Below are 13,206 nucleotides of genomic sequence, written 5' to 3'. Positions count from 1 at the left end.
TGTGTCGATCATGAAAGCAAAAAATAATCACGCCCTTCGACCTGCCCCCGTCGCAACGGGTTGCGGGTGCACCACGGGGCATAGGCGGCATCGACAAAGCGGTAGGGCAGGTGCTCGTCCCGTCCCAGGGGAATGCCCAGGCGGGTGGTCTGGATCACATTGACCGTCGGCACGCCCACGTCTTCCACCAGCAAGCGCTCGGGGTCGAAGCGTTTGGCGTCCCAGTCCGGCACTTTCAGCCCCAGCGCTTTGCACAGCAGGGTCTGGCCGGCACAGAGTTTCTGCGGTGTGCGCGGCCGGCCTTGGGCGTCGGGGTTGTTCAATAGCATCTGCGCCAGGCTCGTCGGCCCGGAAAGGGTATCGACCCACGGGTAGGCCGATTTGATCAGCACCGCGTTGCCGGGACCCTGGGCGCTGAAGTTCAGCGAATCGCCGCCCCGGGCGTAGTACATATAGATGTGTCCGCCATCCAGAAACAAAGCCTTACGTTTTTCCGTGTAGCCCAGCGAGGCGTGGCTGCCTTTTTCGGCAAAGTAATACGCCTCGGTCTCGATGATCCGCGCGCTGAGCCACAGGTCGCCGACCTTGTGGCGAATGACTTTGCCCAGCAGGTCTTTGGCAAGGACCTGGGCGTCGCGGTCGAAAAAGGCGTGGGGCAGGGCGTTGGGCGATGGCAAATCGGTCATGGTGATAGACGAAGTGAGGCCAAAGGAAGCGCGATGATAGCAATGGAAAGCTTAATCACCGCTGAACACTCGCTTCAACCGGCTGTTTACGCCTGTTTTACTTCTCCGCCGGTCACCACTGCGAGTCCATGCTGTTAGTCGAGGGTTACGACAGCTATAATCTGCCGCTTTCCCCATCGCCAAGACCACACAGACCATGACTGAGTCCGTTCTTGACTACATGACCCGCCTGGGTCGCGCCGCTCGCGAAGCGTCGCGCATCATCGGCCGGGCCAGCACCGCGCAGAAAAACCGCGCCCTGCAGGCCGCCGCCAATGCGCTGGACGCTGCGCGCGCCGAGCTGTCCGCCGCCAACGAGCAGGACCTGGCCGCCGGCCGGGCCAATGGCCTCGAACCGGCCATGCTCGAGCGCCTGGCGCTGACCCCGGCTCGCATCGACGGCATGATCGTCGGTCTGCGCCAGGTCGCGGCCCTGCCGGACCCGGTCGGGGCGATCCGCGACATGAGCTACCGCCCGTCGGGCATCCAGGTCGGCAAGATGCGCGTGCCCCTGGGCGTGGTCGGGATCATCTACGAGTCGCGGCCGAACGTGACCATCGACGCCGCGAGCCTGTGCCTGAAGTCGGGTAACGCGACCATTCTGCGGGGCGGGTCCGAGGCCATCCATTCCAACCGTGCCATTGCCGCCTGCATCCAGCGCGGCCTGGCCGAGGCCGATCTGCCGGCGGCCGTGGTGCAAGTGGTGGAAACCACCGACCGCGCCGCGGTCGGCGCCCTAATCACCATGCCCGAGTTCGTCGATGTCATCGTGCCACGTGGCGGCAAGGGCCTGATCGAGCGGGTCAGCCGTGACGCCCGCGTGCCAGTGATCAAGCACCTGGACGGCATCTGCCACGTCTATGTCAGTGCCCACGCCGAATTGCCCAAGGCCCAACGCATCGCCTTCAACGCCAAGACCTACCGCTACGGTATCTGCGGGGCGATGGAAACCCTGCTGGTGGACCAGGCCGTTGCCCGGGACTTCCTGCCATCGATGGCCGCCCAGTTCCGCGAAAAAGGCGTCGAACTGCGCGGTTGTGAGCGTACCCGGGCGATCATCGAGGCCGTCGCGGCCACGCAAGAAGATTGGGACACCGAGTACCTGGCGCCGATCTTGTCGATCCGCGTGGTCGACGGGCTGGACCAGGCCATCGAACACATCAACCGCCACGGCTCGCACCACACCGATTCCATCGTCAGTGAGCACCAGGGCGAAACCCGGCGTTTCGTGGCCGAAGTGGATTCGGCATCGGTGATGATCAACACCCCGACCTGCTTCGCCGACGGCTTTGAATACGGATTGGGTGCCGAGATCGGCATTTCTACTGATAAGCTGCACGCCCGCGGCCCGGTGGGCCTCGAAGGCCTGACCTGCGAGAAGTACATTGTGGTCGGTGACGGCCAGTTGCGCGGACAGGAGCCGGTCTGACTTGGGCGACCTCGACCCGCCGACCGCTGTGACGACGACCACTGCGCCCCGGCGCATCGGTATCCTGGGCGGCACGTTCGACCCGGTGCACATCGGCCATTTGCGCGGTGCGCTGGAAGTCGCCGACGCCCTGGCCCTCGATGAGCTACGCCTGACGCCCAGCGCCAGGCCGCCTCACCGGGACACGCCGCAGGTGTCGGCGCAGGACCGTCTGGCGATGGTCGAGTGCGCGGTGGCCGGTGTGGCACCGCTGGTGGTGGACGCCCGCGAATTGCAGCGGGACAAACCGTCCTACACCATTGATACCCTGGAGCTGATACGCGCCGAACTGGCCGTTGATGCCCAGGTTTTTCTGCTTCTGGGCTGGGACGCTTTTTGCGGCCTGCCCACTTGGCATCGCTGGGAAGAGTTGCTCCAGCATTGCCACATCCTGGTGTTGCAGCGCCCGGATGCCGACAGCGAGCCGCCGGATGCCTTGCGCAACCTGCTGGCGGCCCGCTCGGTGAGCGACCCGCTGGCCCTGAAAGGGCCGAGCGGACAGATTGCATTCGTCTGGCAGACGCCGCTCGCGGTATCCGCCACCCAGATCCGTCAACTGCTGGCCAGCGGTAAGTCGGTACGTTTCCTGGTGCCCGACGCGGTCCTGGCCTACATCGATGCGCACGGGCTTTACCGTGCGTCGAACTGAAAAAGGCGCGCTTCAAGGCACGTGAATGCGTGTAGCGAAGCGCCCGAACATACGAGCAAAACGAGTTTTATATGACTGACAAAGACGTAAACAAAGTAAAGCGCAAGGGCACGTTCAAGAGCGCCCCGCTGCCTGTAGAGGCACATACCGGCGTGGCGCTGGTCGGCGAAGAGCTGGTCAAGGTGGCCGTGGCGGCCCTGGAAGACGTCAAGGCCCAGGACATCCAGGTGATCGACGTTCGTGAAAAGCAAAGCATCACGGACTACATGATCATCGCCACCGGTACCTCCAACCGCCAGATTGGCGCGATGCTGGACAAGGTCCGCGAAGCGGTCAAGGCCCAGGGCGTCAAGCCGCTGGGTGAAGAGGGCAAGGGCGACAGCGACTGGGTGCTGTTGGACATGGACGATGTCATCGTGCACATGATGACCGCCTCGGCGCGTCAGTTCTATGACCTGGAGCGCCTGTGGGCCGGTGCCGAGCAGAGCCGTTCGGCCAGCGCCGCGCACCACAGCCCGGAAAACCCCCATGAGCACTTCACCAAGCTCAACAAAGACCAGCAATAAGGGACCGCTGTGCGACTGCGCCTGATCGCTGTCGGTTCTCGCATGCCCAAGTGGGTGGAAGAAGGCTGGCATGAATATGCCAAGCGTCTTCCCTCCGAGCTGGCCCTGGAACTGGTGGAAATTCCGCTCAACACCCGTGGCAAGAACGCTGACGTGGCGCGTTTCATCCGTCAGGAAGGCGAAGCCATGCTGGCCAAGGTCGGGCCGAACGAGCGCATCGTCACCCTCGAAGTCCATGGCAAGCCCTGGAGCACCGAGCAACTGGCGGTGGAGCTCGATCGCTGGCGGCTGGACGCGCGCACGGTCAACTTCATGGTCGGTGGTCCGGAAGGGCTGGCGCCGGAAGTCTGTGCCCGGGCCGATCAGCGCTGGTCGTTATCGCCGTTGACGTTGCCGCACCCGCTGGTGCGGATCCTGATCGGCGAACAGTTGTATCGTGCCTGGACAGTCCTGTCCGGGCACCCTTACCACAAGTAATCCTGCCCCATGCCCCAGCCGATCCGCATCAAGGACCACGAAAAAGACGCCCGTCTGGTACGGGGCCGCGTCGTGTTCGGTGCTATCACGGTGGTGACGCTGATCGGCGTGCTGATTGCGCGCCTGTATTTCCTCCAGGTGATCCAGTACGAGTACCACTCCACCCTGTCGGAAAACAACCGGGTGCACGTGCAACCGATTCCGCCGACCCGCGGGCTGATCTTCGACCGCAACGGCGTGGTGGTGGCGGATAACCGGCCCAGCTTCAGCCTGAGCATGACCCGCGAACGCTCTGGCGATTGGCAGCATGTGCTCGACGTGATCGTCGAAGTGCTGCAGCTGACGCCCGAGGACCGGGCGATTTTCGAGAAGCGCATGCGCCAGGGCCGGCGGCCGTTCGAGCCGGTGCCGATCCTGTTCGAGCTGACCGAAGAGCAGATCGCCCTGATCGCCGTGAACCAGTTCCGCCTGCCCGGCGTCGAGGTGGTGGCGCAGTTGGTGCGCCATTATCCCCAGGGGGCGCACTTTGCCCACTCGGTCGGCTACATGGGGCGGATCAACGAGAAAGAGCTCAAGAGCCTCGATCCGGTCAATTACAGCGGCACCCACCACATCGGCAAGACCGGCATCGAGCGCTTCTACGAGCCCGAGCTGCATGGCCAGGTGGGTTACGAAGAGGTCGAGACCAACGCTCGCGGCCGCGTCTTGCGGGTGCTCAAGCGCACCGACCCGATCCCCGGCAAGGACATCGTCCTGAGCCTGGACATCAAGTTGCAGGAAGCCGCCGAAGCGGCGCTGGGCGGACGGCGTGGCGCCGTGGTGGCGCTGGACCCGAACACCGGCGAGGTCCTGGCGATGGTCAGCCAGCCGAGTTTCGACCCGAACCTGTTCGTCACCGGGATCAGTTTCAAGGCCTATTCCGAGCTGCGCGATTCCATCGACCGGCCATTGTTCAACCGCGTGCTGCGCGGCCTGTATCCGCCGGGCTCGACCATCAAGCCCGCCGTGGCGATTGCCGGGCTGGACTCTGGCGTGGTGAACGCCTCGAGCCGGGTCTACGACCCCGGTTACTACATGCTGCCCAACTATGACCACAAGTACCGTAACTGGAACCGCACCGGTGACGGCTATGTGGACCTGGAAACGGCGATCATGCGCTCCAACGACACCTACTTCTATGACCTGGCCCATAAACTGGGGATCGATCGACTGTCGTCCTACCTGGGCAAGTTCGGCATCGGTCAGAAAGTCTCCCTGGACATGTTCGAAGAATCCCCGGGCCTGATGCCGTCCCGGGAGTGGAAGCGCGCGACCCGGCGCCAGGCCTGGTTCCCTGGCGAAACCCTGATCCTGGGGATCGGCCAAGGCTACATGCAGGCCACGCCCCTGCAATTGGCCCAGGCCACGGCCCTGGTGGCGAGCAAGGGCAAGTGGTATCGCCCGCACCTGGCCAAGACCATCGAAGGCCAGAAGCCGGTGGACCCGAACCCGATGCCGGACATCATCCTGCACAATCCGTCGGACTGGCAAAAGGTCAACAACGGTATGCAGCAGGTGATGCACGGCGCCCGCGGCACCGCCCGCAAGGCGGCCATCGGCGCGCAGTACCGCATTGCCGGCAAGAGCGGTACGGCCCAGGTCGTCGCCATCAAGCAGGGCGAGAAGTACGACCGCTCCAAGGTCCAGGAACGCCACCGCGACCACGCCTTGTTCGTCGGTTTCGCGCCGGCCGACAACCCGAAAATCGTTGTGTCGGTGATGGTCGAAAACGGCGAGTCCGGTTCCGGCGTCGCCGCGCCGGTGGTGCGCCAGATCATGGACGCCTGGCTGCTGGATGAGCACGGCCAGCTCAAGCCTGAATACGCGAGCCCCATCACTGCGGAGGCTACGGCCCGTGAAGAATAATTTCGACCGGATCCTCTCCAGCGAAGACGTGATGCGCCGTCGCGCCACGTTGTTGCAGCGCATGCACATCGATGGCCCGTTGCTGATCCTGCTGCTGACCCTGGCCGCCGGCAGCCTGTTCGTGCTGTATTCGGCCAGCGGCAAGAGCTGGGATTTGCTGGCCAAGCAAGCCACTTCGTTCGGCATCGGCCTGGTGTCGATGGTCGTCATTGCCCAGCTCGAGCCGCGATTCATGGCGCGCTGGGTGCCGCTGGCCTATGTGGTGGGCGTGAGCCTGCTGGTGGTGGTGGACGTGATGGGGCACAACGCCATGGGCGCCACCCGTTGGATCAACATCCCCGGGGTGATCCGCTTCCAGCCTTCGGAATTCCTCAAGATCATCATGCCGGCGACCATTGCCTGGTACCTGTCCAAGCGCACCTTGCCGCCGCAACTCAAGCACGTCTGCATCAGCCTGTTGCTGATCGGTGTTCCATTCATTCTGATCGTACGCCAGCCAGACCTCGGCACCTCGCTGCTGATCCTGGCCGGCGGTGCCTTCGTGCTGTTCATGGGTGGGTTGCGCTGGCGCTGGATTCTCAGCGTGATCGCCACTGCCGTGCCGGTGTCGGTGGCGATGTGGTACTTCGTGATGCACGACTACCAGAAGCAGCGAATCCTGACGTTCCTCGATCCGGAGAGCGATCCGCTGGGCACCGGCTGGAACATCATCCAGTCCAAGGCCGCCATCGGCTCCGGCGGGGTGTTCGGCAAGGGCTGGCTGATGGGCACCCAGTCGCACCTGGACTTTTTGCCGGAAAGCCACACCGACTTCATCATCGCCGTCATGGGCGAGGAGTTCGGCCTGGTGGGCATCTGCGTGTTGCTGCTGATCTACCTGCTGCTGATCGGGCGGGGGCTGGTGATCACCGCCCAGGCCCAGACGCTGTTTGGAAAATTGCTCGCGGGCAGCTTGACCATGACGTTTTTTGTTTATGTTTTCGTCAACATCGGTATGGTCAGTGGCCTGTTGCCGGTCGTGGGGGTGCCGTTGCCTTTCATTAGCTACGGAGGAACTTCGCTGGTGACCCTACTGTCAGCGTTTGGGGTTTTGATGTCGATTCATACGCATCGCAAGTGGATCGCGCAGGTTTGAATAAGGTGAAGAGTTCAATGCAAGCAATGCGTGGCTGGTCGACGCGATATGCGCCGTGGATCGGCCTGGTCGGCTTCCTGGGCAGTGCGTCGCAGGCCTTGGCCGGTGACTACGAAGGCTCGCCACAGGTGGCCGAATTCGTCGGTGAGATGACCCGCGACTACGGTTTTGCCGGTGAGCAGCTGATGGGGGTGTTTCGCGAGGCCGAACGCAAGCAGTCGATCCTCGATGCGATCTCCCGGCCCGCCGAGCGGGTCAAGCAGTGGAGCGAGTACCGGCCGATGTTCATCACCGAGGCGCGTATCGCCCGGGGCGTGGACTTCTGGCGCCAGCACGAGGCGGCCCTGGCCCGTGCCGAGCAGGAATACGGCGTGCCGGCCCAGTTCATTGTGTCGATCATTGGCGTCGAGACCTTCTTTGGCCGCAACACCGGGAATTTCCGGGTGATCGACGCGTTGTCGACCCTGGGCTTCGATTACCCGCCGCGTGCCGAGTTCTTCCGCAAGGAGCTGCGCGAGTTCCTGCTGCTGGCCCGTGAAGAGCAGGTCGATCCGTTGACCCTCAAGGGCTCCTACGCCGGGGCCATGGGCCTGCCGCAATTCATGCCCAGCAGTTTCCGCGCCTACGCGGTGGACTTCGACGGCGACGGCCACATCAATATCTGGACCAACCCGACCGATGCCATCGGCAGTGTCGCCAGCTATTTCAAGCGCCACGGCTGGGAAGCCGGCCAACCGGTGGTCAGCCGTGCCGACGTGCGCGGCGAGCACGTGGACGAGGGCCTGACCGAGGGTATCGAGCCGACGAAAACCGTCGGGGAGTTGCGGGCGTTGGGCTGGTCGAGTCATGATGCGCTGCGTGACGACATGCCGGTCACCGCGATGCGGCTGGAAGGCGAACAAGGCCCCGAATATTGGATGGGCCTGAAGAATTTCTACGCGATTACGCGTTATAACCGCAGCGTGATGTACGCCATGGCCGTATATCAACTGTCTGAAGAGCTGGTCAAAGCACGGGGCGTCAAATAATGCGGGCATTGCCTACCTATCAACCCCTGAAGCTCGTGGCGTTGGCCGCGCTGTCGCTGTTGGTCGTCAGTTGTTCGACCAGCCGCGCGCCGGCCCAGAAAAACACCACCGCCGTACGCGCGATGCCGGGCCTGGACATCAACCGGGCCCACAAGGACGGCGCGCCGTGGTGGGACGTGGATGTCTCGCGCATCCCCGACGCCACGCCGACCCTGCACACCGGTCCCTACAAGGCCAACCCCTACACGGTGCTGGGCAAGACCTATTTCCCGCTGTCCGACTCCAAGCGCTACGTGGCCTCGGGCACGGCGTCCTGGTACGGCACCAAGTTCCATGGCCAGAACACCGCCAATGGCGAGGTCTATGACCTGTATGGCATGAGCGCGGCCCACAAGACCCTGCCGCTGCCCAGCTATGTGCGGGTGACCAACCTGGACAACAACAAGAGCGTGATCCTGCGGGTCAATGACCGTGGGCCGTTCTATTCCGACCGCATCATCGACCTGTCGTATGCGGCGGCGAAAAAACTCGGTTACGCTGAAATCGGCACCGCCCGGGTCAAGGTCGAAGGCATCGACCCGCAGGAATGGTGGGCCCAACGTGGCCGTCCGGCGCCTTTGATGCTCAACGAGCCAAAAGTGGCGCAAAATGCCGCGCCGACCGTGACGGCGTCCACCGGCACGGTCGAGCAGTGGACACCGCCGCCGCAGCAACACGCCGCGGCCGTGCTGCCCGTGCAGATCGATGCAAAAAAAAACGCTTCTGCAACAGCGTCTGGCCAGTTTCTGCAAGTGGGCGCGTTCGCCAACCCGGACGCTGCCGAGCTGCTGAGGTCGAAGCTCAGCTCGATGGTGAGCGCCCCGGTGTTCATCAGCTCGATCGTGCGCAACCAGCAGACACTGCATCGGGTGCGCCTGGGGCCGATCGGTTCTCCGGGTGAAGTCCAGCAGGTGCAGAACAGCGTGCGCCTGGCCAATCTCGGTTCGCCGAGCCTGGTCACCGCTGAGTGATTGAATGAGGCCCGCTGGCGGTTGGAGCGGGTCAGGTTGTTGGCTCCATGAATAATAAAAGCCCGGCAAGGGCAGTGAGTGAGCAACTTAAATACGCGGTGGCTCGTTAGAAAGCCGCCTGTTTCAGTTTTGCCTTCGGGCAGTCCCATTAGCGATTTCGAGAGACGGATGAACATCACCACCTTTGCCAAACGCCTTTGCCTGCTAGTCCCGCTGCTTCTCTCACCGGCCGCGTTCGCGGTCGAGATGATGCCGGCTCCTCCTCAATTGGCCGCCAAATCCTTTGTGCTCATGGATGCCAGCAGCGGCGAGGTGCTGGTAGAGAACAACGGTGACCAGCGCCTGCCACCGGCCAGCCTGACCAAGCTGATGACCGCCTACATCGCCACGCTGGAAATCCGTCGCGGCCAGATCGGTGAGAACGATCCGGTGACCGTCAGCGAAAACGCCTGGCGCACCGGCGGTTCGCGGATGTTCATCAAGGTCGGTTCGCAAGTGACCGTCAGCGACCTGCTGCACGGCATCATCATCCAGTCCGGCAACGACGCCAGCGTCGCCCTGGCCGAGCACATCGCCGGCAGCGAAGATGCGTTCGCCGACATGATGAACAAAACCGTGGCCGACCTGGGCATGACCAACAGTCACTTCATGAACCCCACCGGCTTGCCGAACCCTGAGCACTATTCGTCGGCTCACGACATGGCGCTGCTGGCCCGGGCAATCATCCATGAAGACCCGGCCCACTACGCCATCTACTCCCAGAAGGAATTCTTCTGGAACGGCATCAAGCAGCCTAACCGCAACCTGCTGCTGTGGCGCGACAAGACCGTCGATGGCCTGAAGACCGGTCACACCGACGAAGCCGGCTACTGCATGGTGTCTTCGGCTGTGCGTGACGGCATGCGCCTGATCGCCGTCGTCTTCGGCACCAGCAGCGAAGTGGCCCGTGCCGCCGAGACCCAGAAACTGCTGACCTACGGCTTCCGCTTCTTCGAAACCCAGACCTTCTACCAGAAGGGCACCGAACTGGCCCAGGCCCAGGTCTGGAAAGGTTCGAGCAGCCAGGTCAAGGCCGGCCTGGCCCAGGACCTGACCATGACCTTGCCCAAAGGCCAGCTTAAGAAGCTCGCCGCCAGCATGACCATGAACCCGCAACTGACCGCTCCCATCGCCAAGGGCGACGTGATCGGTAAAGTCGAAGTCAAACTGGACGACAAAGTGGTGCACAGCGCTGACCTGATCGCTCTGGACGCGGTCGAGGAAGGTGGTATCTTCCGCCGCATCTGGGATAGCATCCGTCTATTCTTCTACGGCTTGTTCAACTGATCGAAGTGTTGACCTGCATGGCCTCGTTCCCATTCGGAGCGGGGCCATGTGCGTTACCACGGCTTACGAGGCCGTTACGCCATGACAGACTCTGAAGTAAAGGCGCCAAAAATCGAATTTCCCTGCGCGGATTATCCCATCAAGGTAATCGGCGACACCGGCGTGGGGTTCAAGGACAAGATCATCGCGATCCTTGAAAAACATGCCACCGTCGACCACAAGACCCTGGCCGAGCGCCAGAGTACCAACGGCAAGTACACGACGATCCAGTTGCACATCATTGCCACCGGTCAGGAACAGCTCTACGACATCAACAGCGAGCTGCGAGCGACCGGTTTCGTGCACATGGTGTTGTGATGCCGGGCACGCTGGGCTTTCGCGAGCTGGGCACGATGGCCTACGAGCCGGTCTGGCATGCCATGCAACGCTTCACGAACGAACGCGGCACCACCGCCGACGATGAAGTCTGGCTGGTGGAACACCCTCCGGTGTTCACCCAGGGCCAGGCCGGCAAGGCCGAGCACCTGTTGCTACCGGGAGATATCCCGGTGGTGAAGGTCGACCGGGGCGGGCAGGTGACCTACCATGGCCCTGGCCAACTGGTCGCCTACCTGTTGCTGGATGTGCGCAAGCTGGGGTTTGGCGTGCGCGAGCTGGTCACCCGCATGGAAACGTGCCTGATCGAGCTGCTGGCCAGCTACGGTGTGACGGCGGCGGCCAAGCCGGATGCGCCGGGCGTCTACGTCGATGGGGCGAAAATCGCCTCCCTCGGCTTGCGGATCCGCCATGGCTGTTCGTTTCATGGCCTGGCGCTGAACGTGGACATGGACCTGGGGCCATTCCGACGGATTAATCCCTGTGGCTACGCGGGACTGGCGATGACCCAGTTGAGCGAGCACGCAGGATCGATTGAATTTGCCGAGGTAAGTGCCCGGCTGCGCGCGCAGCTCGTCAAACACCTCGACTATGCTGAGCAGACGACCCTCACGGGCGGAATCGACTGATATGACTACTGATGCAGTGCAAACCATGATCCCGACGCTGGACGTCACCGAGCGTCCGGCCCCGCGTGCCAAGGTAGAGGCCGGCGTCAAGCTGCGCGGCGCCGAGAAGGTTGCACGCATCCCGGTCAAGATCATCCCCACCACCGAACTGCCGAAGAAACCCGACTGGATCCGCGTGCGCATCCCGGTTTCCCCGGAAGTCGACCGCATCAAGGCCTTGCTGCGCAAGCACAAGCTGCACAGCGTTTGCGAGGAAGCGTCCTGCCCGAACCTGGGCGAGTGCTTCTCCGGCGGCACCGCCACGTTCATGATCATGGGCGACATCTGCACCCGTCGTTGTCCCTTCTGCGACGTCGGCCACGGCCGTCCGAAGCCCTTGGACACCAACGAGCCGGAAAGCCTGGCCATCGCCATTGCCGACCTGAAGCTCAAGTACGTGGTCATCACCTCGGTGGACCGTGACGACCTGCGTGACGGCGGTGCCCAGCACTTTGCCGACTGCATCCGCGAGATCCGCAAGCTGTCGCCGAACGTACAGTTGGAAACCCTGGTGCCCGATTACCGTGGCCGCATGGACATCGCCCTGGAAATCACCGCCGCCGAGCCGCCGGATGTGTTCAACCACAACCTGGAAACCGTGCCGCGCCTGTACAAGGCCGCGCGTCCGGGGTCGGACTACCAGTGGTCGCTGACCTTGCTGCAGCGCTTCAAGCAGATGATGCCGCACATTCCGACCAAGTCCGGCTTGATGCTGGGCCTGGGTGAGACGGATGAGGAAGTTATCGAGGTCATGAAGCGCATGCGTGAGCATGACATCGATATGCTGACCTTGGGGCAGTACTTGCAGCCGTCCCGCAGTCACTTGCCGGTGCAGCGTTTTGTGCACCCCGATACCTTTGCCTGGTTTGCTGAGGAAGGGTACAAGATGGGCTTCAAGAACGTGGCTTCGGGGCCGTTGGTGCGGTCTTCGTATCATGCGGATGAGCAGGCCAAGTTGGTCAAGGCTGAGCTGCTCGGATCCTGATTTTTTAGCGTTGGTTTTTGGGGTGGTGTGCATATCCGTTTTTGCGTAACGGCGGCTTATGGTTCCGCTCTTACAGCGGGTCACTTTTGAAGAGCGCAAAAGTAACCAAAACGCTCCTGCCCCACCACTCGGCACCTCGCCTAGGCTCGGTGTGCCCGAACGCAGGCATTGCTCCGTGGGCCGCCGCGAAGGGCCATCCATGGCCCAGCGCGGCTACCTCGGCATCCATGCCGAGGTGCCCACTGCGCAATACCTGCGTTCGGCCATCGTGGTTAACGGGGCGCCCCAGATCAAAAGCCGAAGCGAGGCGGCCTGACAGCCGGCCTGTTTCTTGATGACTGTACTCATCCTGTGGGAGCGAGCCTGCTCGCGAAAGCGGAGGATCAGTTTGTGGTGATGTTGGGTGTGCTGACGTCATCGCGAGCAAGCTCGCTCCCACAGGTTTTTGTGTTGTGTGCAAATGCTGTGATCACCCGCAAGTCCATGTGGGAGCGGGCTTGTGCACCTGCCCAGATATTGTGAACAACGCCAAGCACTGTGGGAGCGAGCCTGCTCGCGATGGCGGTGGTTCAGTTACATAGATGCTGGATGTGTCGCGCTCTTGCTTTGCTTTGCTTTGCTTTGCTTTGCTTTGCTTTGCTTTGCTTTGCTTTGGATCTTGATCTTGATCTAGGCGCCCCGTTAAACCACGCTGGCCGAACGCAGGCATTGCGCAGTGGGCATCCCGGCATGGATGCCGGGATAGCCGCGCTGGGCCATGGATGGCCCTTCGCGGCGGCCCACGGAGCATTGCCTGCGTTCGGGCATGCCGAGCCTAGGCGAGGCACCGAGTGGTGGGGCAAGAGCGTTTTGCTTACTTTTGCGCTTTTCAAAAGTGAGCCGCTGTAAG

At 62.7% G+C, this 13,206-nt stretch carries 15 protein-coding genes; 13 read left to right on the top strand and 2 right to left on the bottom strand.

All coding sequences use genetic code 11. From position 1 onward, the window contains the following. Positions 1 to 8: 8 nt before the first annotated feature. Positions 9 to 686: a DNA-3-methyladenine glycosylase gene (locus BLQ55_RS29140; RefSeq protein ID WP_092205232.1), complete on the bottom strand. Its 678-nt coding sequence runs from the start codon at positions 684 to 686 to the stop codon at positions 9 to 11. A gap of 196 nt (positions 687 to 882) precedes the next feature. On the opposite strand from BLQ55_RS29140, the gene BLQ55_RS29135 reads away from it, so the two are divergent. From BLQ55_RS29135 to BLQ55_RS32280, 13 genes are all read left to right on the top strand, one after another. Then, complete coding sequence (locus BLQ55_RS29135) at positions 883 to 2,154, top strand: glutamate-5-semialdehyde dehydrogenase (RefSeq protein ID WP_092205231.1); 1,272 nt, start codon at positions 883 to 885, stop codon at positions 2,152 to 2,154. Position 2,155: 1 nt separating this feature from the next. Beyond that, on the top strand, positions 2,156 to 2,842 hold the full coding sequence (nadD, locus tag BLQ55_RS29130) for a nicotinate-nucleotide adenylyltransferase (RefSeq protein ID WP_092205230.1): 687 nt from the start codon (positions 2,156 to 2,158) through the stop codon (positions 2,840 to 2,842). Positions 2,843 to 2,913: 71 nt separating this feature from the next. Further along, the gene (gene rsfS, locus BLQ55_RS29125) at positions 2,914 to 3,408 is read left to right on the top strand and encodes a ribosome silencing factor (RefSeq protein WP_058543147.1); all 495 of its coding nucleotides are present in this window, start codon (positions 2,914 to 2,916) and stop codon (positions 3,406 to 3,408) included. 9 nt (positions 3,409 to 3,417) lie between these two features. After that, positions 3,418 to 3,885 (top strand): 23S rRNA (pseudouridine(1915)-N(3))-methyltransferase RlmH, encoded by a 468-nt coding sequence (gene rlmH / locus BLQ55_RS29120; protein WP_047229490.1) that lies wholly within the window; start codon positions 3,418 to 3,420, stop codon positions 3,883 to 3,885. 9 nt (positions 3,886 to 3,894) lie between these two features. After that, the gene (gene mrdA / locus BLQ55_RS29115) at positions 3,895 to 5,790 is read left to right on the top strand and encodes a penicillin-binding protein 2 (RefSeq protein WP_092205229.1); all 1,896 of its coding nucleotides are present in this window, start codon (positions 3,895 to 3,897) and stop codon (positions 5,788 to 5,790) included. 31 nt (positions 5,791 to 5,821) lie between these two features. After that, positions 5,822 to 6,925, top strand: a complete 1,104-nt coding sequence (gene rodA / locus BLQ55_RS29110) for a rod shape-determining protein RodA (protein ID WP_170847670.1) — start codon at positions 5,822 to 5,824, stop codon at positions 6,923 to 6,925. Between the two features lie 17 nt (positions 6,926 to 6,942). Beyond that, a complete protein-coding gene (mltB, locus tag BLQ55_RS29105) occupies positions 6,943 to 7,953 on the top strand; it encodes a lytic murein transglycosylase B (protein WP_092205227.1) in 1,011 nt (336 codons plus the stop codon). Next, positions 7,953 to 8,963, top strand: coding sequence for a septal ring lytic transglycosylase RlpA family protein (locus BLQ55_RS29100; RefSeq protein WP_092205226.1), 1,011 nt, complete (start codon positions 7,953 to 7,955; stop codon positions 8,961 to 8,963). The genes mltB and BLQ55_RS29100 overlap by 1 nt, the downstream gene beginning before the upstream one ends. A gap of 168 nt (positions 8,964 to 9,131) precedes the next feature. Next, positions 9,132 to 10,289: a D-alanyl-D-alanine carboxypeptidase family protein gene (locus tag BLQ55_RS29095; protein ID WP_092205225.1), complete on the top strand. Its 1,158-nt coding sequence runs from the start codon at positions 9,132 to 9,134 to the stop codon at positions 10,287 to 10,289. A gap of 81 nt (positions 10,290 to 10,370) precedes the next feature. Then, positions 10,371 to 10,646 carry a DUF493 domain-containing protein gene (locus tag BLQ55_RS29090; RefSeq protein ID WP_053125656.1) on the top strand — a complete coding sequence of 92 codons (276 nt, stop codon included), beginning with the start codon at positions 10,371 to 10,373 and terminating at the stop codon, positions 10,644 to 10,646. Then, positions 10,646 to 11,293, top strand: coding sequence for a lipoyl(octanoyl) transferase LipB (gene lipB, locus BLQ55_RS29085; protein ID WP_092205224.1), 648 nt, complete (start codon positions 10,646 to 10,648; stop codon positions 11,291 to 11,293). The genes BLQ55_RS29090 and lipB overlap by 1 nt, the downstream gene beginning before the upstream one ends. Position 11,294: 1 nt before the next feature. Then, positions 11,295 to 12,317, top strand: a complete 1,023-nt coding sequence (lipA, locus tag BLQ55_RS29080; protein ID WP_014340371.1) for a lipoyl synthase — start codon at positions 11,295 to 11,297, stop codon at positions 12,315 to 12,317. 151 nt (positions 12,318 to 12,468) lie between these two features. Next, entirely contained in the window at positions 12,469 to 12,633 is a 165-nt protein-coding gene (locus BLQ55_RS32280) for a hypothetical protein (protein WP_176814266.1), read from the top strand. A gap of 365 nt (positions 12,634 to 12,998) precedes the next feature. Here BLQ55_RS32280 and BLQ55_RS32320 read toward each other — a convergent pair. Beyond that, the coding region (locus tag BLQ55_RS32320) for a hypothetical protein (RefSeq protein ID WP_218130127.1) at positions 12,999 to 13,206 on the bottom strand (208 nt) is incomplete at its 5' end.

The sequence above is a fragment of the Pseudomonas sp. NFACC13-1 genome (assembly GCF_900104425.1).
Classification (GTDB): Bacteria; Pseudomonadota; Gammaproteobacteria; order Pseudomonadales; family Pseudomonadaceae; genus Aquipseudomonas; species Aquipseudomonas fluorescens_AA.
The sequence above is the reverse complement of the archived record's forward strand: the minus strand, read 5'-3'. Positions and strand labels throughout refer to the sequence as shown.

Excerpts from the sequence above, each read along its gene's own strand:
- lipA (WP_014340371.1), top strand. The coding sequence starts at position 11,295 with ATGACTACTGATGCAGTGCAAACCATGATCCCGACGCTGGACGTCACC.
- lipB (WP_092205224.1), top strand. The coding sequence starts at position 10,646 with ATGCCGGGCACGCTGGGCTTTCGCGAGCTGGGCACGATGGCCTACGAG.
- BLQ55_RS29135 (WP_092205231.1), top strand. The coding sequence starts at position 883 with ATGACTGAGTCCGTTCTTGACTACATGACCCGCCTGGGTCGCGCCGCT.
- BLQ55_RS29090 (WP_053125656.1), top strand. The coding sequence starts at position 10,371 with ATGACAGACTCTGAAGTAAAGGCGCCAAAAATCGAATTTCCCTGCGCG.
- BLQ55_RS29100 (WP_092205226.1), top strand. The coding sequence starts at position 7,953 with ATGCGGGCATTGCCTACCTATCAACCCCTGAAGCTCGTGGCGTTGGCC.
- rodA (WP_170847670.1), top strand. The coding sequence starts at position 5,822 with ATGCGCCGTCGCGCCACGTTGTTGCAGCGCATGCACATCGATGGCCCG.
- mrdA (WP_092205229.1), top strand. The coding sequence starts at position 3,895 with ATGCCCCAGCCGATCCGCATCAAGGACCACGAAAAAGACGCCCGTCTG.
- rsfS (WP_058543147.1), top strand. The coding sequence starts at position 2,914 with ATGACTGACAAAGACGTAAACAAAGTAAAGCGCAAGGGCACGTTCAAG.
- mltB (WP_092205227.1), top strand. The coding sequence starts at position 6,943 with ATGCAAGCAATGCGTGGCTGGTCGACGCGATATGCGCCGTGGATCGGC.
- BLQ55_RS29140 (WP_092205232.1), bottom strand. The coding sequence starts at position 686 with ATGACCGATTTGCCATCGCCCAACGCCCTGCCCCACGCCTTTTTCGAC.
- BLQ55_RS29095 (WP_092205225.1), top strand. The coding sequence starts at position 9,132 with ATGAACATCACCACCTTTGCCAAACGCCTTTGCCTGCTAGTCCCGCTG.